18 protein-coding genes are annotated in these 21398 nt (G+C 68.8%); 5 read left to right on the plus strand and 13 right to left on the minus strand.

Going from position 1 to position 21398, the window contains the following annotated elements; genetic code table 11:
- Nucleotide 1: 1 nt before the first annotated feature.
- Nucleotides 2-1333 (minus strand): CaiB/BaiF CoA transferase family protein, encoded by a 1332-nt coding sequence (locus V6M51_RS21500; protein WP_332770282.1) that lies wholly within the window; start codon nt 1331-1333, stop codon nt 2-4.
- Nucleotides 1334-1634: 301 nt separating this feature from the next.
- Here V6M51_RS21500 and V6M51_RS21505 point away from each other — a divergent pair, with 301 nt between their 5' ends.
- On the plus strand, nt 1635-2408 hold the full coding sequence (locus V6M51_RS21505; protein ID WP_332770283.1) for a FadR/GntR family transcriptional regulator: 774 nt from the start codon (nt 1635-1637) through the stop codon (nt 2406-2408).
- Between the two features lies 1 nt (nt 2409).
- Here V6M51_RS21505 and V6M51_RS21510 read toward each other — a convergent pair whose 3' ends face one another.
- The 10 genes from V6M51_RS21510 to V6M51_RS21555 form a co-directional block, all read right to left on the minus strand.
- Nucleotides 2410-3747, minus strand: a complete 1338-nt coding sequence (locus tag V6M51_RS21510; protein WP_332770284.1) for a spinster family MFS transporter — start codon at nt 3745-3747, stop codon at nt 2410-2412.
- Nucleotides 3748-3835: 88 nt separating this feature from the next.
- Nucleotides 3836-6112 carry a TonB-dependent receptor gene (locus V6M51_RS21515; protein WP_332770285.1) on the minus strand — a complete coding sequence of 759 codons (2277 nt, stop codon included), beginning with the start codon at nt 6110-6112 and terminating at the stop codon, nt 3836-3838.
- 321 nt (nt 6113-6433) lie between these two features.
- The gene (locus tag V6M51_RS21520) at nt 6434-7255 is read right to left on the minus strand and encodes an SDR family NAD(P)-dependent oxidoreductase (protein WP_332770286.1); all 822 of its coding nucleotides are present in this window, start codon (nt 7253-7255) and stop codon (nt 6434-6436) included.
- Between the two features lie 7 nt (nt 7256-7262).
- A complete protein-coding gene (locus tag V6M51_RS21525) occupies nt 7263-8285 on the minus strand; it encodes an NADP-dependent oxidoreductase (protein ID WP_332770287.1) in 1023 nt (340 codons plus the stop codon).
- Nucleotides 8282-9367 (minus strand): phosphotransferase family protein, encoded by a 1086-nt coding sequence (locus tag V6M51_RS21530; protein WP_332770288.1) that lies wholly within the window; start codon nt 9365-9367, stop codon nt 8282-8284. The genes V6M51_RS21525 and V6M51_RS21530 overlap by 4 nt, the downstream gene beginning before the upstream one ends.
- Complete coding sequence (locus V6M51_RS21535) at nt 9367-10110, minus strand: SDR family NAD(P)-dependent oxidoreductase (protein WP_332770289.1); 744 nt, start codon at nt 10108-10110, stop codon at nt 9367-9369. The genes V6M51_RS21530 and V6M51_RS21535 overlap by 1 nt, the downstream gene beginning before the upstream one ends.
- A 188-nt stretch (nt 10111-10298) precedes the next feature.
- Complete coding sequence (locus tag V6M51_RS21540) at nt 10299-11471, minus strand: amidohydrolase family protein (RefSeq protein WP_332770290.1); 1173 nt, start codon at nt 11469-11471, stop codon at nt 10299-10301.
- 147 nt (nt 11472-11618) lie between these two features.
- Entirely contained in the window at nt 11619-12827 is a 1209-nt protein-coding gene (locus V6M51_RS21545) for an acyl-CoA dehydrogenase family protein (RefSeq protein ID WP_332770291.1), read from the minus strand.
- Between the two features lie 124 nt (nt 12828-12951).
- Nucleotides 12952-14094 (minus strand): thiolase family protein, encoded by a 1143-nt coding sequence (locus tag V6M51_RS21550; RefSeq protein ID WP_332770292.1) that lies wholly within the window; start codon nt 14092-14094, stop codon nt 12952-12954.
- A 40-nt stretch (nt 14095-14134) separates the two neighbouring features.
- Nucleotides 14135-14602 carry a Zn-ribbon domain-containing OB-fold protein gene (locus tag V6M51_RS21555; protein WP_332770293.1) on the minus strand — a complete coding sequence of 156 codons (468 nt, stop codon included), beginning with the start codon at nt 14600-14602 and terminating at the stop codon, nt 14135-14137.
- Between the two features lie 129 nt (nt 14603-14731).
- Here V6M51_RS21555 and cofE point away from each other — a divergent pair, with 129 nt between their 5' ends.
- Genes cofE through cofH form a run of 4 tightly spaced genes read left to right on the plus strand, consistent with a single transcriptional unit; the run spans nt 14732 to nt 20145 of the window.
- Nucleotides 14732-16171 carry a coenzyme F420-0:L-glutamate ligase gene (gene cofE / locus V6M51_RS21560; protein WP_332770294.1) on the plus strand — a complete coding sequence of 480 codons (1440 nt, stop codon included), beginning with the start codon at nt 14732-14734 and terminating at the stop codon, nt 16169-16171.
- A gap of 13 nt (nt 16172-16184) precedes the next feature.
- Nucleotides 16185-17153 carry a 2-phospho-L-lactate transferase gene (gene cofD / locus V6M51_RS21565; RefSeq protein ID WP_332770295.1) on the plus strand — a complete coding sequence of 323 codons (969 nt, stop codon included), beginning with the start codon at nt 16185-16187 and terminating at the stop codon, nt 17151-17153.
- Nucleotides 17153-17800 carry a 2-phospho-L-lactate guanylyltransferase gene (gene cofC / locus V6M51_RS21570; RefSeq protein ID WP_332770296.1) on the plus strand — a complete coding sequence of 216 codons (648 nt, stop codon included), beginning with the start codon at nt 17153-17155 and terminating at the stop codon, nt 17798-17800. Before cofD ends, cofC begins: the two co-directional genes overlap by 1 nt.
- Nucleotides 17797-20145 (plus strand): 5-amino-6-(D-ribitylamino)uracil--L-tyrosine 4-hydroxyphenyl transferase CofH, encoded by a 2349-nt coding sequence (cofH, locus tag V6M51_RS21575; RefSeq protein ID WP_332770297.1) that lies wholly within the window; start codon nt 17797-17799, stop codon nt 20143-20145. Before cofC ends, cofH begins: the two co-directional genes overlap by 4 nt.
- Here cofH and V6M51_RS21580 read toward each other — a convergent pair.
- Both V6M51_RS21580 and V6M51_RS21585 read right to left on the minus strand, forming a co-directional pair.
- Nucleotides 20142-21086: an alpha/beta fold hydrolase gene (locus tag V6M51_RS21580; protein ID WP_332770298.1), complete on the minus strand. Its 945-nt coding sequence runs from the start codon at nt 21084-21086 to the stop codon at nt 20142-20144. The genes cofH and V6M51_RS21580 overlap by 4 nt on opposite strands.
- The gene (locus tag V6M51_RS21585; protein ID WP_332770299.1) at nt 21083-21394 is read right to left on the minus strand and encodes an NIPSNAP family protein; all 312 of its coding nucleotides are present in this window, start codon (nt 21392-21394) and stop codon (nt 21083-21085) included. The genes V6M51_RS21580 and V6M51_RS21585 overlap by 4 nt, the downstream gene beginning before the upstream one ends.
- Nucleotides 21395-21398: the final 4 nt, after the last annotated feature.

The raw sequence follows: 21398 nt of genomic DNA on the forward strand, positions 1-21398 counted from the left end.
CTCAGATCACCCCCTCGGCGGCCAGCTCTTCGTATTCGTCGTCTTCCACCCCCAACAGGGTCTTGAAGACATGGGCGTTGTCCTCGCCCAGCAGCGGCGCGGAGCGCCAGTTCTCCTGCACCGTTCGCGAGAACTGGACCGGCGTGCCTTCGAACAGCGCCTCGCCGATCACCGGATGGTCCAGTTCGAAGAACAGGCCGCGGCCGGCGATCTGCGGGTCATGGTCGATGGTGTCCTCGGTGGTCTGCACCGCCCCGGCCGCCACGCCCCGCGCCTGCAGGACGTGCATCAGTTCGTGGCGGTCCTTGTCGCGGGTCCACTCCGCCATCCGGGCGTCCAGCGCCTGCTGGTTGGCGAAGCGCGCCGCCTGGCTGGCGAAGCGCGGATCGCGCGTCCAGTCGGGGTCGCCGATCGCCGAGAGCAGGCCGCGCCAGTCCTGGTCATTGAACACCGCGATGGCGATCCAGCGATCGGTCCCGGCGCAGGGATAGACGCCGTGCGGCGCGGCGTTCGGGTGTTCCAGCCGGTTGCCGGGCGGATAGTCGGGCCCGCGGGTCGAGCGGCCGTTCACCGCCACATCCAGCAGGATCGGGCCCAGCAGGTTGATCCCGGCCTCCACCGCCGAGACGTCGATCTCCGCGCCGACCCCGGTGATGTTGCGGTGATAGATCGCCGTCAGCAGGGCCGAAGCGTTGAAGAAGGCGGCTTCGTTGTCCATGTAGGACAGTCCCCAGCCGGAGGGCTCCTCGCCCGGCAGGCCGCTGATGTGGGAGATGCCGCTGACCGCCTGCACCACCGGCCCGTAGCTGCGGTATTCCGCATGCGGTCCAGAATGGCCGAAGCCGCTCATCCGGGCGAAGATCACGTTCGGCGACAGCTCGTTCAGCCGGTCATAGACCAGGCCCCAGCGTTCCATGACCCCGGGGGCGAAGTTCTCCGTCACCACGCTGGAGGCGGCGATCAGCCGGTCGGCCAGCGCCCGGCCCTTGGCCGTGCGCATGTTGATGGTCACGCCCAGCTTGTTGCGATTGTAGTTGTTGAACAGGCCGCCCTTGTTGGGATCGGGATTGGCGTCCTCCTCCCCATAGGTCCGAGCCTCGCCCTTGTAGATCGGCAGACGCCTGGGCATGTCGAGCCGGTTGCGGTCCTCGATGCGGATCACTTCAGCGCCGAAATCGGCCAGCAGGCGGGTGGCGCAGGCGCCCACCCCCATCCAGCAGAAATCGGCCACCCGCACGCCGGCCAGCGGACCCTGGCGGGCCCTAGGTCGACGCGAATCGGCGGCGATCTGAGATGAGAGACGGGGGGCGCCCGAGGCGCTCGACTGCTGCATGATCACTGCGCCCGGACCGGGGCTCCTCCGCTCGGACATGATTGTTCGCGAGCCGCGGCCCGGTCTCCTGGAGACTGGTGGGGCGCCGCAGATCGCCTTCGTCCGTTATAATCATTATTATGAACTCGGCTTGCGCAATGTCAATGTCACGATGCTGGCGGGAAGTCTCCGTGTGTCCTAATTAGGGTACGTCGCCGGCTTGGTTCGGACCGCCGCGCAGGGCGGGCCGTCAGACGGGATTAGCTGTTAGGGGATTGCGACCATGCCGCCACGTCCAAGGGCTCGCGGTCAGGAAAAAGCGATGCCGGCCTCGCCGCCGGCGAAGGCCGCGCGACCGCTCGGCGCCTGGGAGATGACCCGCCGAACCTCCAAGACGTCCGAGATCGTGGCGCTGGAGATCGTCCGCGACGTGGTCTCCCAGAAGCTCAAGCCAGGCGACCGCCTGCCGCTGGAGGCCGAGATGCTGATCCAGTACCGGGTCAGCCGCTCCTCCCTGCGCGAGGCCTTGAGGCTGCTCGAGGTCCAGGGCCTGATCGCCATCCGCCCCGGGCCGGGTTCGGGCACCGTGGTCGGCCAGGTGCTGCCCGGCAATCTGGCCCGCACGCTCACCCTCTATCTGCACATGTCGGGCGCGACCTATGACGAGCTGCTCAACGCCTGGAGCGCCAGCGAGCCGATGCTGGCCCGGCTGGCGGCGCAGAATCCCGATCGCGCCCTGGTGCGTGAAACCCTCACACCGTTCCTCTCCGAGGACCATGGCGGCAAGCACGGCAAGTGGGAGGTGGTCGAGGGGCTGGACTTCCACGAACGCGTCGCCGACCTCGCCGCCAATCCGGTCCTCGCCCTGGTCCTGAACTCGATCGGCTACATCGTCACCGAACAGGTGCTGACCAACGCCGAGCGCGGCGAGCTGGAGGAGCGGATCGTGCATGATCACAGCCAACTGGCCGAAGCCATCATCGCCGGCGACGCCGACAAGGCCGGCCGCCTGATGGCCGAGCACGTCCGCCACATCGTCGAGGACTTCAAGTCCTTCTGGCCGCGCAAGGTCGGCGAGAAGATCCAGTGGCGCTGATCTAGCCCGCCGTCGCGTCGGCGACCTTCAGGCCGCTCGCCTCGGCGTCGCTGCGATGCAGGGGCGGCAACTCCCGCGGCAGGTGGACGCTCGAGCGGTGAAACAGGATCGCGGCCGCCAGCGCTGGGATCACCACGGTCGGCAGGGCGTAGCGCAGGGAGGCGTCGCCGAACTCGGCGATGAGCAGGTCGCTGATCACGCCCACCACGGTCGGGCCGAGGCCCAGGCCGACGATATTGACCACCAGCACGAAGACCGCGGCGGTGAAGGCCCGCATCTCCGCCGGGACCAGGGACTGCGAGACCGCGTTTCCGGGGGCCATGTAGACATTGACCATCACAGCCGGAACGATGGCCAGGGCCAGCGACAGGTTGACGTCGGCCACGAAGTACTGGGCCAGCGCGAAGGGGATGGTGAGGAAGGCGGCGATGGCCGGGATGCGCATGTACCAACGCACGTCTCCCTTCGCCATGCGCTCTGCGAGCGCGCCGCCGAGGAAGGTGCCCGCCGCCCCACCGAAGCCGGTGATCAGGGCGAGCCAGGTGGCGATCTCGGCCAGCGGCATCTGGTGCACGCGGCTGTAGAATGGCGCGTTCCAGACCATCATGCCGCTCTGGGCCCAGGCCTGGAGCGCCTCGCCGATGACCAGGTAGCGGAACGAACGGATCTTCCACAGATAGGCGACGGACTGGCCGATCGAGCGCGGCTCGGCCGCCGCGCCTTCGGTCGCGGCCCCATCAAAGCGGCCGCGCCGCGGCTCGCGCATGAACAGCAGCACCACCGGGGTCATGACCAGGCCGCTGAGACCCACGATCAGGAAGGTGTGCCGCCAGCCGACCGCGGCGGTGAGTTGGCCGCCGACCGCGAAGCCCAGCATGCCGCCCAGCGGCAGGGCCAGGCCCCAGACCGCCATGGCCAGGGCCCGCTTGTGGCGCGGGAAAAAGTCGGAGATCAGCGACATGGTGGTCGGCACGCAGCCGGCCTCGCCCACCGCCACGCCGATCCGGCAGGCCAGCAAGCTGAAATAGCCTCCAGCCATGCTGCTGGCCGCGGTCATCAAGGTCCAAACCGTCAGCGCCGTGGCCAGCACCTTCTTGCGCGACACGCGGTCGGCCAAGCGAGCGATCGGCAGCGCCAACGTGCTGTAGAAGACCGCGAAGGCCAGGCCCGTCAGGGTGCCGAGCTGGGTGTCGGTGAGTCCCAGCTCCTCTTTCAACGCCACCTGCATGATCGAGAGGATCGTGCGGTCCAGATAGTTGAACAGGGCCACGACGAAGAGGATGGCCAGGGCGAACCAGCTGTAGCGGATCGAGAAATCTGTGGCCGAGGACTTGTTCATGATCGGGCCTGACTGACCTTGCCGCCGCGACGGCGAGGTTGAGCGGGGAGCGAGCGGACCGCGGAGGCCGCGGCCCGCCCATCCGTGACTACTGGAACTTGTAGGTGAGCGTCGCGCCGACCTGGCGCGGCGGATTGATCACGCCGCGATCCACCTCCCGCTGCAGGGCCGCGAACTCGGCGGCCGTGACGAAGTAGAAATAGTAATTCGAGGGCGCGGCCATGTACCACTCGTTGGTGAGGTTCTTGCCCCAGACCTGGACCTTCCACGGCGCGTCCTGCGGCTGGTAGGTCAGCGAGGCGTTGATGATCCCGGTCTTGTCGGTGAACTGCTTGGCCAGCGGCTGGGCGCCCCTGGCGTAGTTCAGGGGGCTCACCTCGGTGGTGCTCGCCCATTGGGCGTCCACGTGGGCCTTCAGGCTGCCGGACTCCCCGAGGTCCCACCGGTAGTCGGCGAAGACCTTGAGGTCCTGCTTGGGCACGAAGGGCACGGTGTTGCCGCTGCAATCCACGCCGCCGGCGGCGCAGCCTTTGAATTCCTTATATTTGGCGTCGGTGTAGGCGTAGTTCGCGCCGATCTGCAGGCCGGAGACCGGCGTGGCCACCGCCTCGATTTCGATCCCCTTCACCCGCTGCTTGCCGGCGTTGGTGTCGGTCAGCACCGGCCCAACCAGCGAACGCACCTGCAGGTTCTTGGTGTCGGCCTGGTAGACGGCGGTGTTGATCGACAGCCGCCGGTCGAACAGCTGGACCTTGGCGCCGGCCTCGTAGCTGGTGCTCTTTTCCGGGTTCAGCGGCTTGACCGCCGCGGCGGGACTGGTGCTGGTCAGCGACCAGCCGCCGCCCTTGAAGCCCGTCGAGACGCCGCCATAGAACAGCAGGCCCTCGGCTGGGGTGTATTCCAGGATCGCGCGCGGGGTGAACGACTTCCAGGTCTTGCTGAACTTCACGTCGAAGGGCGCGCCGTAGAACACCGAGCCGTTGGCGTGGCGGGTGTAGCCGTTCTTGTGCTCGATCGTGTAGCGGGCGCCGACGGTGAGCGCGAACTGGTCGTTGAAGTGGAACTTGCCCTCGGCGAACGGCGCCACGGACTCCACATGGGCGTCGCCGGTGACGGTTTCGTTCTGCAGGGTCCCGCCGGTCAGGACGCCCAGGAAGGATCCCGGCGTCGTGCCGTTGAACCCGAAGCTGATCCGCTTCCGCAGGTTCTCGAAGCTGTAATAGAGCCCAGCCACGTATTCCAGGCGCTCGCCGCTGGGCGAGGTCAGCCGGATTTCCTCGCTGAACTGGAACTCCTTGCTGGCGTTGATGCTGTTGGTGTTCCGCAGCAGGGGGCCGGAGTCGCCGTCGTCGCGGTAGAAGGCGTCTAGGGTCCGGTAGCTGGTCAGCGCCGTCCAGGTCCCATAGGGCTGAGCCCAGTCGACCCGCACCTGGGTGGCGTAGATGTCGCGGCGGTTTGTGCCGTCGATATTGTGGAAGGTGTCCCAGGGATCGTCAGAGATCGCCTTGTGGGCCGCCACCACTCCGCCCTGGCCGAAGAACTGGTAGCCGGACGCGTACATGTTCTCGTGATTGTACTGCAGGAAGGCGTTGACCGTGACGTCCTCGGTCGGCTCCCAGCGGAACGACGGCCGGATGGAATAGCTCTTCTGGTCGCTCAGACTGTTCCCGGTGAGCACATTGTACATGTACCCCTCGACGTTCTTGACGCTGTAGGCGAACCGGCCGGCCATCTTGTCGTTGATGGGCAGGTTGATGAAGCCCTGGCTCTCGAAACCCGTCGACTTGTGGCGGTTGTAACTCTCCAGCGTGATGTTGGTCTCGCCATAGAGTTCGCCAAGGGTCGGCTTGTTGCTGGTGATCTGCAGGGCGCCGCCGACCACGTTGCGGCCGAATGTGGTGCCCTGGGGCCCGCGCAGCACGGCGATCTGCGAGATGTCGAAGAAGTCCGCGTCGAAGGACGCAAGGGTGCCGTAGTAGATGTCGTCCATGAAGATGGCGACCGGCAACTCCAGGGCGGGCGCGTCGTTGGTGGTGCTCTGGCCGCGGATCTGCACATTGGCCGTGCTCTGGCCCTTGGTGCTGATGAAGGTCGCGCCCGGAACCAGGGACGGCAGGTCCGAGAAGTTGCCGATGTGGGCGTCCTTGGCCTGTTCGCCACTGATCGCCGTGACCGCCACCGGGACCTTGCTCAAGGCTTCCTCGCGGCGAGTGGCGGTGATGATGACCTCCTGGACCTCGGTCACCGCCGGCGGAGCCTCGGCCGCCGCCCCGGTAGGCGCGACCATCAGGCCTGCTCCGGCGATCAGGGCCGCGATCGCCACGCGATCCTTGAGCCTGGAAATGTTCGAATTCACTTGAGCCATGTTCGCCTCTCCCCTGTGCGCGATCTCTCCGTCTGTGCGGGACGATCACGGCGTTTCCGGGCGTGCTCGCTGGTGCTGGCGTCAAGCCGCAACTCGCCGGCCCGAGGGCATGCGAGGTCCGATACCGAGACCAAAACCGGTGAGAGCGCTTTCCCTAAAGAACGTTGTTCTATGTCTTATTGGAGGATGATCATGATGATGATCTACCGAATGTCAAGCGCGGCGATCTCGCGGTTGCATCGCGCCTCCAACGCGCTCGACGCGACCCGAGAGAAGGCGTTCAGACATCGTTGAGAGATCAATCATCCCATTGTTTTTGCTTCAAATTTGTCGACCATCGCCTTGACCCGCGCGCGGCAGGCTGTAGTTGAGTCCGAGGCGGCCGCCGTCGGCATAGACGGTCTGGCCGCTCACGAAAGAGGCGTCGTCGCTGGCGAGGAAGGCCGCGACCGCCGCGATTTCGGCGGCCTCGCCGAGCCGGCCCATGGGAGTCCGCTCCAGGACCGGGGCCACGCCCTCGCCGGTGAGGCCCGCCTGGGCCGCCAGTTCGGTGGCGATGGTGCCGGGACCGACCGCGTTGACGCGTATGCCGTGGGGCGCCAGCGCGATCGCGCAGCTGCGGGTGAGCTGGTTCAAGCCGCCCTTCGACACGCAGTAGCTGAGCGAGGTGGGGCCGTTCAGCACCGCGTTGATCGACGAAAGATTGACCACGGCGCCCGGCGTCCCCTGCTCGCGCATCCGCCGCGCGACCGCCTGGGTGAGCAGGAAAGGCGCCCGCAGATTAATGGCCATGACCTGGTCGAACTGCGCCTGATCCAGCTCGAAGAAGTCGGCCGTCGGCGCGATGCCGGCGTTGTTGACCAGGATGTCCACCCCGCCCAATCCACGCACGGCGGCCTCCACGATCCCGGGGATCGCCTCGGGGCGGGATAGATCCGCCGGATGGAATACCGCCCGCAGGTTCTCCCAGCCCATCTCCGCCACGACGGCTTCGCCGGCCGCCGCGTCGAGGTCGACGATGAGAACCCCCGCGCCCTCGGCCGCGAAGCGCCGCGCGCAGGCCAGGCCAATGCCGCGGGCCGCTCCGGTGATGATGGCGCGTCGGCCACGCAGGGCGCCGTGCCGATAGTTGGGATCCGGCATGACAGGTTCAGGCTCCGCCGACCTTGAGCAGCTGCTTGCCGAAATTGCCGCCCTCGAACAGGCGCATCAGGGCCTGGGGCGCGTTCTCGAACCCCGCCTGCATGTCTTCCTTGTAGCGGATCGCGCCGGCCTGGACCCAGGCCAGCAGCCGCGCCTCGGCGGTGGGGTACTGGGCTTCGTAGTGCGGCATCAGGAAGCCCTGGATGGTCGCCCCTGTGAACACCACGTTGAAGTAGTTGCGCGGGCCGGGCGGCATCTGGCTGGGATCGCGGGCGTCGAAATTGTAGCGGGAGATGCCGCCGCAGATCACCACCCGCGCCCCGACGGCCAGCCGGCCCAGGGCGTCGTTGAGAATCTCGCCGCCGACATTGTCCCAGAACACGTCGATGCCGCGCGGCGCCAGTTCGCGCAGCCGCGAACGGACCTTCTCGGCCTTGTAGTCGATGGCCGCGTCGAACCCGAGTTCGTCGGTCAGCCAGGCGCACTTCTCCGGCCCGCCGGCGATGCCGATCACCCGGCAACCGCTGAGCTTGCCGATCTGGCCCACCACCGAGCCCGTGGCCCCGGCCGCGCCGGATATCACCAGGGTGTCGCCGGGCCTGGGCTTGCCGACATTGACCAGGCCCAGATAGGCGGTCTTGCCCGTGGTCCCCAGCACGCTGAGGGCGGCGGTGATCGAGACGCCGTGGGGAACCTTGCCGAGCTTCGACGCCGCCACCATCGCGCGCTCGCGCCAGCCCAGATGGCCGGTCACCAGGTCGCCCACCGCGAAATCCGGACTGTTCGAGGCGATCACCCGCCCGCCGCCGGATCCCGGCATGACCCCGCCGATCTCCACCGGCTCCATGTAGCTGGCGGCGTTCTCCATCCAGCTCTTCTGGGCGGGGTCGAAGCTGAGATAGTGGGTCTCGACCAGCACCTCGCCGGGGCCGGGCTGGGCCAACGGGGCCTCTTCCAGCCGGAAGTCCGTGGCCTGCAGCGCCCGGCCCACAGGCCGGCCGGCGACGACCCATTGACGCTGTGTTGTCATGCGACGGCTCCGGCCTCTTGCGCGTAGCCCCAGGCGGCGTCGGCCAGGACGCGGACCCGGGCGGATTGTTCGGCGGCGTCGACCGAGGCCGCGGCGTTGCCGCCCAGCGCTCGGGCGACGATGCCCTGGATGATGGCCGCCACCCGGAACAGGTTGTAGGCCTTGTGAAAGCCCAGGTTCTCTACCGGAGCGCGGCCGGTCCGCTCGCAGTAGAGCGTCACATAGGCGTCCAGATCAGGGACTCCGAGGGCCGCCAGATCGGCGCCCAGCAGCGTGCCGCGCGCGTCGCAGTGCGGCGGCCGGTACCACTCCATGGTGTGGTACATCAGGTCGCCCAGCGGGTGCCCGGTGGTCGAGAGCTCCCAGTCCAGCACGGCCACGACCCTGGGCTCCGTGGGATGGATCAGCACGTTGTGGAACGAGTAGTCGCCGTGGATCAGGCGGGTCTCGTCGTCCTGCGGCACGGCGCCGGGCAGCCAGGCGATCAGCCGGTCCATGGCCGCCAGGTCCTCGGTGCGCGAGGCCTCGTATTGCTGCGACCAGCGGCCGATCTGGCGGCTGAAATAGTTGCCGCCGCGACCGAAGTCCTCGAGGCCCAGAGCCACGTGGTCGACGCTGTGCAACCGCGCCAGGGTGGCGTTGACGGAATCGAACACAGCCGCCCGGTCCTCGCGGCCGAGGTCGGGCATGGCGTTGTCGAGGAACACCCGGCCCTCCACATGGCGCATGACATAGAAGGCGGTGCCCAGCACGCTGTCGTCCTGGCAGAGGACCAGGGGCTCGGGGACCGGGAAGCCCGTCTCCCAGAGCGCGCGCATCACCCGAAACTCCCGGTCGACCGCGTGGGCCGATTTCAGCAGCACGCCGGGGGGCTTGCGGCGCAGGACGTATTTCCGCCTGGGCGTGGTCAGCAGATAGGTGGGATTGGACTGGCCGCCCTCGAATTGGCGCAGGCTGAGCGGGCCTTCGAAGTCGGCCACCGTGTCGCTCAGGAACTGGACCAGCCGCGCCTCGTCGATCCGGTGGGCGGCCTTCACCTCGACGGTCTCGCCGAGATATTTCCGTGTCGGTGCGGCGGACATCAGAAGGTCCCGCCGTCCAGCTGAAGCACCGCGCCGGTGGTGAAGCTGGAGCGATCGCTGGCCAGGTAGAGCGCGGTGGTGGCGATCTCCTCCGGCCGGCCGATGCGGCGCAGGGCGCCGGTGGAATTCTTGTCGGCCTCCTCGCGCCAGCTCTTGGCGATATCGGTCCAGAAGGGGCCGCACTGGATGGCGTTGACCCGCACCTTCGGCCCGAACTCCAGGGCATGGCACTGGGTCATGATGTTGAGCGCCGCCTTGGCGCCCGAATAGACCGGATAGACGGAACTGGGCCGCGCCGCCGCCATGCTGCTGACATTGATGATGGCGCCGCCGCCGGCCTCGACCATCCGCTCGCCGACCAGGGCCGAGAGCCGGAAGGGCCCCTTGAAGTTCACCCCGACGGTCTTGTCGAACAGGTCCTCGGTGAGCTCGATGGAACTGGGCGCGGTCGGCGCGATGCCGGCGTTGTTCACCAGCACGTCGACCCGCCCGAAGGCGTCATAGGCGGCCTCGACCAGGCCGGGCAGTTCGTCCCAGTGGCCGACGTGGCATGGATAGGCCAGGGCGCGGCGGCCCATGGCCTCGATCTCGGCGGCCACCTCGCGGCAGGCCTCGGCCTTGCGGCTGGTGATGATCACATCGGCGCCGTGGCGGGCGAAGGCCTTGGCCATCTCATAGCCCAGGCCGCGGCTGCCGCCGGTCACCAGCACGACCTTGCCGGTCATGTCGAATTCGTCGCTCATCCCGACGCTCTCCCTCTTCGCGCGGGTTGGCCCCGCGTTCCTACTCTTCCGCCCCCGTTCACGGGGGAGGGGGACCGCGCCGCAGGCGTGGTGGAGGGGGGCGGCCTCAAGCTCTGAGTCCGGCCTCGCCCCCTCCACCATGCTGCGCATGGTCCCCCTCCCCCGCTGCGCAGGGGAGGAAAAACTGCTCAGTCGAGGTGGTAGATCCGGGCGGCGTTGCCGTGGACGATCTTCTCCACATCGGCCCGCGCGACGCCTTCGAAGGCTTCTTCCATGTAGAGCGCCGGATAGGTGGCCGAGGTGGCGGGCCCCGGGCTCATGCTGGTGGGATGCGGGAAGTCGGTCTCGTAGAGGATGTTGTTCGCGCCGATGATGTCGATGGTCGGCTTCAGGGTCTTCTTCTCGAACCAGAACGAGCCATAGATCTGCCGCTTGAAGAACTCGCTCGGCAGCAGCTTGTACTCAGGGTTTTCCTTGTGCGCCCCGCAGTTCAGCCACTGGTAGTCGAGGCTGGCCAACTGATACGGGATCCAGCCCACGCCGCTCTCGACGACCACGAAGTTGAGGTTGGGGAAGCGATGGCAGACGCCGCCGCAGGTCAGCTGCGCGATGGTCTGCGCGAGGTCCAGCGAGAACAGCGCGCCCATCGAGGCGAAGGCCGCATGCGGCTTCACCGAGGGGTGCATCATGTCGAAGTACCACATGTCCCCGGCGCCGACGTGGAAGTTGATCGGCAGGCCGAGTTCCTGGGCCGCGGCCCACAGTCGATCCCAGTGCGGGTCGGTGAGCTTGGGCAGGCCGAAGGTCTCCGGCTCGGCGCAGAAGATTACGCCCTTGTGGCCCAGGCGGGCGCAGCGGGTCATTTCCTTGACGGTTTCGTCGAGGTTCCAGAACGGCAGGGCGCATTGGGCGATCAGCCGCTTGGGGTCGGCGCTGGCCCACTCGGTCAGCCAGTCATTATAGGCCTGCACGCAGAGCAGCATCAGCTCCTGGTCGCCCAGGCCGAGGAAGCGCCCGGCGCCGAAGCCCGCGACGTTCGGATAGAGGATCTGCGCATAGATCCCGTACTCGTCCATCTTCTTCAGGCGCGCCGTGTTCTGGTAGAGCGACGGGTCGACCATCTCGAGCTTCTGGGGCCGCTTGGGCGGATATTCGTGCCAGCCGGCCATGGCCGCGCCGGCCGCGGCGCCGGTGCGCTCGCCGTTAAAATACCAGGCGTCCTCGTTCATGTTCGAGTCCCAGTGAACCTGGGGGACCTTGTCGCCGTACTTGGCGGAGATCCGCGAGGTCCACAGATCGTAGGGCTCGATCACATGGGTGTCCGAGTCGATGACTTTGAATTCTTTGACGATTGCGTTCACTGAGGGCTTCCTCCGTCGGGCCGGCTGCGCCCTGTTCGGAGTGGCGATCGGCCTGGGCGCGGCCGCCATGTCCCTCAGGGCGATGTTGTTCTGATAATTATGACTATGATCATCATCTATAGCAATGCCTTTTGACGGACCTTTTCGTCAAAGTCCCAGGACCACCCGCGCCAGGATGTTGTGCTGCACCTCCTGCGAGCCGCCATAGATCGTCGCGGCCCGGCTGTTCAGGTACTTGGCGGTGGGGGTGACGGCGTAGTCCGGCCCGATGGGCGGGCTGTTGGCGCCGTAGCCGAGCGCCCCGCGCTGGTCGGGCGCCGCGTAACAGCCCAGGGCCTCAAGGGTCAGCTCCGTCGCCCGCTGCAAGAGCTGGCTCACGGTCAGCTTCAGCACCGAGGCGGTGGCGTCGCCGATATTGCGTCCCGCCGAGAGCTGGGCGGCCACGTTGCGTTCGGCATGGTCGAGGCCTCCGACCTCCATCTCCAGCTCCAGCAGCCGGCGGCGGAAATCGGGACTCGAAGCCCAGAAGCTCAACTCGCCCGCTTGCTCGGTCTGGGCGATGCGGCGGGCCTGGTCGACCATCTTGACCAGCCGGCTGCCCATCACTCCGCCGCCGCGCTCGAACTCCAGCAGGGCCTTGGCCACGGTCCAGCCCTGGTTCTCCTCGCCGACCCGATTGGCTACCGGGATGCGGAGACCGTCGAAGAACACCTGGTTGACCTCATGTTCGCCCGAGATGCTGATAATCGGCTGCACCGTGATCCCGGGCGCGTCCATCGGGGTGAGCAGGAAGGTGATCCCGGCCTGAGGCTTGCCCTCCGTCGAGGTCCGCACCAGCAGGAACAGCCAGTTGGCGAAGTGGGCGTGGGTGGTCCACAGCTTGGTTCCGTCGACCACATAGTGGTCGCCGTCGCGCACCGCCTTGCATTGCAGGGAGGCCAGGTCCGAGCCGGACTGCGGCTCGGAGTAACCCTGGCACCAGTAGTGCTCGCCCGACAGCATGCGGGGCAGGAAGAAGGCCTTCTGCTCGGCCGTGCCGTAGGTCATCAGCACAGGCCCGCACATCTGAAGGCCCATGGCCGGGATCACCGGGGCGTCGGCCTTGGCGCACTCGTCGGCGAAGATGTGCCGCTGCATCGGGCTCCAGCCCGGTCCGCCATGCTCCACTGGCCAGCTCGGAGCGATCCAGCCCTTTTCGTAGAGGATGGCGTGCCAGGCGCGGTTCAGCTCGCCCTCGGCGAAGACCCCGGCCTGGCGGGCGTTGGCGGCGCGCAGGTCGGGCGTCAGCTTCTCGGCCAGGAACGCGCGGACCTCGTCGCGGAAGGCCAGGTCCTCGGGGGACAACGCATGTTCCATGGGGGGTCTCCAGAACAAGAGGTCCGCCCGACCGAGGGCTGGCTCGGCCGGGCGGCAGTACGGGCGTGTGATGGGGAGGATTATCCCGCGCCCAATGGATGTCGGCCGCGGCGCGGCCGGAAGGTCAGGCCTCCAGGATGGCCACGGCGGAAAGCCCGGGCGCGCCATAGACCTGGCTGTAGCCGATGCGGGCGCCCTCGACGCCGCGGCCATCCGCCCGGCCGCGCAGCTGCTGGACGTTTTCGTAGACCTGGCGCAGGCCCGAGGCCCCCACCGGCTCGCCGCACGCCAGGCAGCCGCCGTCGGTGTTGATCGGCATGGCGCCGCCGATGCGGGTCGCGCCGTCGCGGATCAGCTTCTCCTGTTCGCCGTGGGCGCAGAAGCCGTTCTCGGCCATGTGCATGATCTCCGCCCCGCTCTCGGTGTCCTGGATCTGGATCACGTCGATGTCGGTGGGCCCGAGCCCAGCCATCTCATAGGCGGCCTTGGAGGCGATCTCCGTGGGCGATGGCCCACGCTCGATCTCAAGCGACGGCGAGAACACCTCGAACGAGCCGTTGACCCGGGTGCGCACCGCGGCGCTGCGGATCTTTGGTCCGGCCAGGCCGAGCTCCCGCATCTTGCGGTCCGAGGCCAGGATCAGGGCGGCTCCGCCCTCCGCCGGGGCGCAGAACATGAACTTGGTCAGCGGGTCGGAGACCATGTCGCTGTTCATGATGGTGTTGAGGCCCACGGGCTCGCGCCGCCAGGCGTGCGGGGTCTTGGCGCCGTTCTGGAACGCCTTCTCGGCGATCAAGCCGAGCGTCTCCGCCCCAATGCCGTGCAGGCCCATATAGCGCTGGATCTTCATGGCGAAGAACTGGGTGGTCAGCATCATGCCGGCCTCGCCGTACCAGGCGGGCAGGCCCCACTCCTCGGGATCGGCGTTGAAGGCGCCGCGCGGATGCTTGTCGAAGCCGACCACCAGACCGAGGTCGAACTCGCCGGACTTGATCGCCCAGTAGCCGGAGAGGATGGCCGACCCACCGGTGGCGCAGCCGTTGGCCACATTGATGAACTGCACGCCGGTCAGGCCCAGGCGCGGCAGGACCGCGTCGGCGTTGCCCGCCGCCGAGGAGCCGCCGAAGGCGAACTGGATGTCGCTCCACGCGATCCCGGCGTCGGCCAGGGCCTCGTGGACCGCGAACACGCCCTGGTCCAGGCCGCTCATGTCGTCATGCCGGCCGAACGGATGGATGCCGGCTCCCACGATATGGACATCGGTCATGGCCGCTCGCCTCCCAGGCTGATGCGAATTTCGGTCTGGCTCATGCCGCGGCCTCGAAGCCGTAGATCATCACCTGCGTCCCGTCGGGATCCTGCCGGAACGGGATTAGGGTGAGGCGGACAGGCAGGCCGATCTTCAGCGCGTTGAAGTCATCGGTGGCGATGTGGCTCTCGACGATGATCTGGCCGGGCAACTCGACATAGCCCACGGCGTAGGGCCGGAAGGCGGCGGCGTCCGGGCCGGCATAAGGTGTCTTCGGCCGGAACCGCTGCACCGTGTAGGACCAGAGGGTCCCCTCGGAGGCGAGCTCCACGGGGTCGTAGAGGGCGGCTTCGCCACCCTGCGGCAGTGGAAAGGCGTACTTGCCGTCGCTCTTGCGTCGCCCGCCGAGCAGGCGTGGGGCGCCATCGACGACCCGATAGAGCCCTTCGGCCAAAGGTCTCTGACCCACCTGGTTCTCCTCCGTCGGCCCGCCGCTGGCCGGCGAACCCATCTTGTTGTTCGTCATAGTTGATCACAATGATTATGAGAGTCTATAGTCATTTTCAAGTGGCGGGGTGCGCTCGGTAGAATGCCCCCACCCATAAGAAGCGGCTCGGAGATCCCGGAGCCGACCATGACCAGGGCGGAGCGTTCGGTGACCAGAATCGCAATCCTCGGAGGCGCGGGCGCGCTGGGCGGCGCGCTTGCCGGGCGTCTCGCCAGGGCCGGCCACGAGATCTGGATCGGGTCCCGTGACGCCGAGAAGGGCCGGGCCTTCGCCGCGGACCTGGCGGCCGGCGCGCCTGGCGTTCGGGTCGATGGCGGCGATCTGCGGACCTGCGCCGCCCAGGCCGAGATCTGCGTCCTGACCGTCCCCTACGCCGCCCACGCCGAGACCCTGGCCCAGGTCAAGGACCTGCTGGCCGGCAAGATCGTGGTCGACGCCACCGTCCCCCTGCGTCCGCCCAAGGTCGGAACCGTGCAGCTGCCCGCCGCCGGCTCGGCGGCGGTGGAGGCCCAGGCCCTGCTCGGCCCAGAGGCCCGTGTGGTCTCGGCCCTGCAGAACATCGGCGCGGAAAAGCTCGCCGCCGGCCAGGCCGTCGACGGCGATGTCCTGGTGGCGGCCGACGACGCCGAGGCGGCCACGACGGTCTGCGACCTGCTGGGCGAGATCGGCCTGCGCGCCTGGCATGTGGGGCCGCTGGCCAATTCGGCGGCCGCCGAGGCCATGACCTCGGTCCTGATCCAGATCAACCGCCGCTACAAGCGCGTCCAGGCTGGGATCCGGATCACCGGCAAGTCCAAGGCCGAAGCAGAGGCCGGCGGCTCGGCCGGGGTCTCCATCCATCCGATCCGGGGCTTGCCGATGTTCGCGGCGGGCGACGACCTAGCCCGCGCCATCGCCGACGGCCTGACCGCCAACGGCCTGGCGCCGGAGGAGGGCGACGTCATCGTGGTCGCCCAGAAGGCGGTCTCCAAGGTCGAGGATCGCGCCCGGCTGTTGGCCGGCGTGACGCCGTCGCCGGAGGGCCGGGCCCTCGCCGCCCAGACCGGCAAGCCCGATGGCCTGGCCGAGCTGATCGTCGCCGAGTCCTCGGAACTCATGCGCGTCCGGGAGAACCTGGTCATCACCCGCCACCGGCTGGGCCACGTGGCGGCCAATGCGGGGATCGACGCCTCCAACGTCGCCGATCCCGAAGGGCCCGAGACCGTGCTGCTCTGGCCGCAGGACCCCGACGCCAGCGTCGAGCGCCTGCGCCAGGCGCTGCAGGCGCGGTTCGGCGTCAGGCTGGCGGTGATCATGAGCGACAGCCTGGGCCGGGCCTGGCGCAACGGCACGACCGGAACCGCCATCGGGGTGGCCGGGATGAGGCCGGTCCGCGACCGGCGCGGCGAGAGCGACCTGTTCGGCCGCGAGCTGAAGGTCACCATGGTGGCCGTCGCCGACGAGATCGCCGCCGCGGCCTCCCTAGTCATCGGCGAGGCGGCGGAGGGGATCCCCGCGGCCCTGGTGCGCGGCGCGATCTATGATCCCGCCGAGGACGGCACGGCGCTGGAACTGCTGCGACCGCTCGAACAGGATCTCTTCCGATGATGAGGCGCCCATCATGGCCCATGTGATCGCGCTCTGCGGCGGCGTCGGCGGCGCCAAGCTGGCCTTCGGCCTCACCCAGGTCCTGTCGCCGGACGACCTGACCCTGGTGGTCAACACCGGCGACGATTTCGAGCATCTGGGTCTGGCGATCTCGCCGGACATCGACACCGTGGCCTACACCCTGTCGGGACTGGCCGATCGGGAGCGGGGTTGGGGCCTGGCCGGCGAGACCTGGGCGTTCATGTCGGCCCTGCGCGGCCTGGGCGGCGAGGACTGGTTCCAGCTGGGCGACAAGGACCTGGCCACCCATGTGGAGCGCACGCGCCGCCTGGCCGCCGGCGAGAGCCTGTCGGCGATCACCGCCCACCTGACCCGCCAGCTCGGCCTGCGCCACGCCATCGTCCCGATGTCCGACCAGCCGGTGCGCACCTGGGTCGACACCGCCGATGGCCCCCTGGCCTTCCAGCGCTACTTCGTCGGCGAGCGCTGCGCGCCGGTCGTCCAGGCCGTGCGCTTCGAGGGCGCGGCCGAAGCGCGGCCCTCCCCGGCCTTCGCCGCGGCCCTGGCGCGGCCCGACCTGGCCGCCATCCTGATCTGCCCGTCCAACCCCTATCTCAGCATCGATCCCATCCTCGCGGTCCCCGGCGTTCGTGACGCGATCCGAAGCGCCGCCGCCCCCTGCGTCGCCGTCTCACCCATCGTCGGCGGCCAGGCGATCAAGGGACCGACCGCCAAGCTGATGACCGAGCTCGGCCTGACGCCAGGCGTCGCGGCGGTGGCGGCCCACTATGGCGGCCTGGTCGACGGCCTGATCCTCGATGACGCCGACGCCGGCGAGGCCCGCGAGGTCGAGCGGCGGGGGATCGCCGCCCACATCACCGCCACGGTCATGCGGACCGACGACGACCGCATCGCGCTCGCCCGCGACACCCTGGCCTTCGCAATGGCGCTGCGGGCGCCCCTGACGGCGAGGGTCGGCTGATGGCCCAGGCGGTGATCGCGGTGCGCGGCGGACCGGACGCCAAATCCCGCTGCGCCGAGGCGCTCAGCGGTCCCGACCGCGCGGGCCTGACCGCCGCCATGCTCGAGGACATGCTGGACGCCATCGCCCGCTGCCCCGAAATCTCCCAGACCTGGGTGGTGACCCCGACCCCCGAGCTCGCCGAGCTGGCCCAGCGTTACGGCGCAAGGGCCATCGCGCAGGGCGAACCAGAGGGCGTGAACGCCGCCTTCCGCCAGGCGATCGCCGAGGTCTCCGAATGCGCGCCCTATGACGCCATGCTGCTGATGCCCGGCGATCTGCCGTTGCTCCAGCCCGACGAGCTGACCGCCGCCGCCCTGCTGTTGCGCACCCATGCCGTGGTGATGGCGCCGGCCCTGGATCGCGGCACCGGACTGCTCGGCCTGCGCGCCGGCGCGGTCCTGCCGCCCGCCTTCGGCGCCGACAGCTTCAAGCGCCATTCGGCGGCCGTGGGAAAACGCGGCCTGCCGGTGGCCATCCTCGCTACGGGCTCGCTCAGCCGCGACGTCGACCGGCCCGAAGACCTGCAGGGCGTCCTGGAACAGGGACCCACCACAAAGACCGCCGCCTTCCTGCGCGGTCGCCTCCAACCCAGGATCAGCTCATGACGGCCGCTCTCGCCGACGCCGCGCTTCGGGGCTTCCTGACCACCGCGCCGCCATCGGAGGTGTTCGCCGCGGCGCGAACGGCCCGCGACAGCGCCTTCGGCTCGAGCCTGACCTATTCGCGCAAGGTGTTCATTCCGCTCACCCAGCTCTGCCGCGACGTCTGCCACTACTGCACCTTCGCCAAGGCGCCGCGGGGCCTGGCCAAGCCCTACCTGACGCCCGACGACGTGCTCGACATCGCGCGAGCGGGCGCGGCGGCCGGCTGCAAGGAGGCCCTATTCACGCTCGGCGACAAGCCCGAGCTGCGCTACGCCAAGGCCCGTGAGGCCCTGGCCGAACTCGGCTTCGCCACCACGGTGGACTATCTCGAACACGTAGCCGGCCGGGTGCTGAAGGAAACCGGCCTCCTGCCCCACATCAACGCCGGCGTCCTGTCGCCCCAGGACTACGCCCGGCTTCGGCCGGTTTCGGCCTCCATGGGCCTGATGCTGGAGAGCGCCGCCGACCGGCTCTGCGAGCGCGGCGGACCCCACCACGGCTCGCCGGACAAGGCCCCGGCCGTGCGCCTGGCGACCATCGCCCAGGCAGGCGAGGCGCAGATCCCCTTCACCAGCGGCCTGCTGATCGGCATCGGCGAGACCCGCGACGAGCGGCTCGACGCCCTGCTGGCCCTGCGCGATCTGCACGACCGCCACGGCCACCTGCAGGAGATCATCATCCAGAACTTCCGGGCCAAGCCCGGGACGCGGATGGCCGCCGCGCCGGAGCCATCGGAGGACGAGCTGCTGTGGACCATCGCCGCGGCGCGGCTGGTGTTCGGCGGCGGCCTCAGCATCCAGTCGCCGCCCAACCTCAACCCGGGACGGATCGAGGCCCTGATCGACGCCGGCTTGGACGATTGGGGCGGGATCTCGCCCGTCACCATCGACCATGTGAACCCCGAGGCGCCGTGGCCGGAGATCGAAGGCCTGGCCGCCCAGTGCGCGGGCAAGGGGCACGTCCTGGCCGAGCGCCTGACCGCCCATCCCCGCTTCGTCGCCGATCCCGAGCGCTGGCTCGATCCGGCGGTGCGCAAGCGCGTCACGGCCCTGTCGGACGCCGACGGACTAGGGCGTGAGGGGTCCTGGAGCCCGGGCGTCGCCGCGCCTGCCCCGGGGCGGCCTGGCGATCCCTTGGGCATGGGTCCCGCGCCGGCGATCGCGCGGCATCGGGCCCTGGAGCGCTGCCTGGCCGACGTCGAGGCCGGACGCGAACCGCAGACCACGGACATCACCGAACTCTTCTCCGCCCGCGGCGCGGCGGCGGCCGACATCGTGGCCGCGGCCGATGGCCTGCGGCGTCAGGTCTGCGGCGAGACCGTCACCTACGCCATCAACCGCAATATCAACTACACCAACATCTGCACCTTCAGCTGCAGCTTCTGCGCCTTCTCCAAGACCTCCACCAAGGCCGGAACCCGCGACCGGCCCTATGTGCTGAGCCACGAGGAGGTGGGCGCCCGCGCCCTCGAAGCCTGGGAGGCCGGGGCCACCGAGGTCTGCCTCCAGGGCGGCATCCACCCGAGCTATACGGGCGAGACCTATCTCTCGATCTGCCGGGCGGTGAAGGCCGCCTGCCCCGACATGCACATCCACGCCTTCTCACCCCTGGAGATCGCCCATGGAGCGGCGTCCCTGGGCCGGCCGGTGGACGACTTCCTCCGCATGCTGAAGGATGAGGGGCTGGCGTCCCTGCCCGGCACCGCCGCCGAGATCCTGGACGACGAAGTCCGGGCCATCCTCTGCCCCGACAAGGTCGACACCGCCCAGTGGCTGGCGATCATCGCCGCGGCCCATGGGGTGGGCCTACCCACCACCTCGACGATCATGTTCGGCCATGTGGACCGGCCGATCCATTGGACCCGCCACCTACTCGCCCTGCGCCGGCTGCAGGCGCGCACAGGCGGGATCACCGAGTTCGTCCCCCTGCCCTTCGTGCACATGCAGTCGCCGATCTATCTGCGCGGCCTGGCCCGCAAGGGCCCGACCTGGCGCGAGAGCGTGCTGATGCACGCCGTCGGGCGCATCGCCCTCCACGGCGAGATTTCCAACGTCCAGGCCTCCTGGGTGAAGCTGGGCCTCGAGGGGGCCGCAGCCCTGCTCGACGCCGGGGTCAACGACCTGGGCGGCGTGCTGATGAATGAGTCCATCAGCCGCGCGGCCGGCGCCGCCCACGGCCAGGGCCTGGAGCGCGAGGACATCGAGGCGGTGCTCGCCCGGATGGGCCGTCCGGCCCGCCAGCGCACGACGCTCTACGGGACGCCGGCGCCGCGGCCGAGCGCCGCGCCGGAGCTCGCGCCGGCCTAGGGACGCTCGGCCTGCGAGGACGACCAGGCGAGATCGCCGCCTGCCGCGAGGCTCTGTTCGAAGAAGGCGATCGCCCGCAGGTGATAGGCGCGGCCGATTCGATGCAGGCTCGCATTGTGTCCGGTGTTCTTCTGAAGATGCACTTCGACGTCGATGCTGCCGCTCAGCATGTCGCGGACCTCGCCCAACGCATCCCAGCCCGTGACCTGCATGACTTCGAACTCCGCCAGCGTGAACCGTACCGGGATGCGGATGGCGGGCAGTAGCTTGTTCCAGCTCGCGGGCATGGCCAGGGCGTCGCGGTATTCGGCGGCCGGCATGGGACGCCGGCACGCGAGATCGTAGCTGTAGATGTCTTCGTCGTGAGTCGTCGGCGGCCCGAAGACCAGGCGGTTATGATCGGCGGCGGCGCCCGCCGGGACATAGTCGCCGAACACCGGCAGGGCGCTCACCTCCGCGCCTTCAGCGCTGGCGGGAAACCGCAACGGCGCGCCCAGCACGTCCACGCCGCCAAGCCGCGCGCCGCGCGGATGCGCCGCCATGCGCAAGGCCAGGATGGCGCCGATCGAGTGGCCGATGACGAAGACCGGTCCATCGAACCCGTTGGTCGCACACCAGGTGTCGATGACGTCGAACAGGATCTCCACCTGGGACGCCAAACCGAGGCTTGAGACGTCGTGGCCATGAGACGCGCCGTAGCCCGGCCGGTCCGGCGCCAGAACGGAATAGCCGAGGCCGGCCCCCAGCTGGAGAAGCGACAGCCCGTCCCCTATCGGACAATCCCAATAGGCCGACGAATAGCCGCCGCCATGAAGCGCCAGGATCAGCCCCCTCGGCGGGGTGCAGACGGCTCTGGACTGCAGCGCCGACAGCGTGATCGTCCCCGTCGCGATCGAAACGTTTTCGGTTCTGGATTCGACTTTCACACCGGCGGCGCTCAACGCATGTACGAGGCCTGGTCAGCGAAGACGACGGTCTCGCTGATCACTGTCCGGGCCAGCAGATCCCGGAAAGCGGGGAACCGATCATCCGCCATGAAGGCCTGCAGCGCCCGGTCATAGTGCTGGAAATCGTCCAACTCCCACAGGTCGATGACATTGCCCAGCCGCCCCGTGCGCTGGACGAAGGCGCCGGCCAGCTTCCAGCCCTCACCTTCGAGGAAGGGCACGGCGGTCTTCTCCATGGCCTCCAGGAAGTCGCCCAGGCCGGCGGCGTGGATCTCCAGCGTCACATGCAGATAGACGGACATCGAG

Source organism: Phenylobacterium sp. (genome assembly GCF_036677185.1).
GTDB lineage: Bacteria > Pseudomonadota > Alphaproteobacteria > Caulobacterales > Caulobacteraceae > Phenylobacterium.

Excerpts from the sequence above, each read along its gene's own strand:
- V6M51_RS21500 (WP_332770282.1), bottom strand. The coding sequence starts at position 1,333 with ATGCAGCAGTCGAGCGCCTCGGGCGCCCCCCGTCTCTCATCTCAGATC.
- V6M51_RS21505 (WP_332770283.1), top strand. The coding sequence starts at position 1,635 with ATGCCGGCCTCGCCGCCGGCGAAGGCCGCGCGACCGCTCGGCGCCTGG.
- V6M51_RS21510 (WP_332770284.1), bottom strand. The coding sequence starts at position 3,747 with ATGAACAAGTCCTCGGCCACAGATTTCTCGATCCGCTACAGCTGGTTC.
- V6M51_RS21515 (WP_332770285.1), bottom strand. The coding sequence starts at position 6,112 with ATGGCTCAAGTGAATTCGAACATTTCCAGGCTCAAGGATCGCGTGGCG.
- V6M51_RS21520 (WP_332770286.1), bottom strand. The coding sequence starts at position 7,255 with ATGCCGGATCCCAACTATCGGCACGGCGCCCTGCGTGGCCGACGCGCC.
- V6M51_RS21525 (WP_332770287.1), bottom strand. The coding sequence starts at position 8,285 with ATGACAACACAGCGTCAATGGGTCGTCGCCGGCCGGCCTGTGGGCCGG.
- V6M51_RS21530 (WP_332770288.1), bottom strand. The coding sequence starts at position 9,367 with ATGTCCGCCGCACCGACACGGAAATATCTCGGCGAGACCGTCGAGGTG.
- V6M51_RS21535 (WP_332770289.1), bottom strand. The coding sequence starts at position 10,110 with ATGAGCGACGAATTCGACATGACCGGCAAGGTCGTGCTGGTGACCGGC.
- V6M51_RS21545 (WP_332770291.1), bottom strand. The coding sequence starts at position 12,827 with ATGGAACATGCGTTGTCCCCCGAGGACCTGGCCTTCCGCGACGAGGTC.
- V6M51_RS21550 (WP_332770292.1), bottom strand. The coding sequence starts at position 14,094 with ATGACCGATGTCCATATCGTGGGAGCCGGCATCCATCCGTTCGGCCGG.
- V6M51_RS21555 (WP_332770293.1), bottom strand. The coding sequence starts at position 14,602 with ATGACGAACAACAAGATGGGTTCGCCGGCCAGCGGCGGGCCGACGGAG.
- cofD (WP_332770295.1), top strand. The coding sequence starts at position 16,185 with ATGGCCCATGTGATCGCGCTCTGCGGCGGCGTCGGCGGCGCCAAGCTG.
- cofC (WP_332770296.1), top strand. The coding sequence starts at position 17,153 with ATGGCCCAGGCGGTGATCGCGGTGCGCGGCGGACCGGACGCCAAATCC.
- cofH (WP_332770297.1), top strand. The coding sequence starts at position 17,797 with ATGACGGCCGCTCTCGCCGACGCCGCGCTTCGGGGCTTCCTGACCACC.
- V6M51_RS21585 (WP_332770299.1), bottom strand. The coding sequence starts at position 21,394 with ATGTCCGTCTATCTGCATGTGACGCTGGAGATCCACGCCGCCGGCCTG.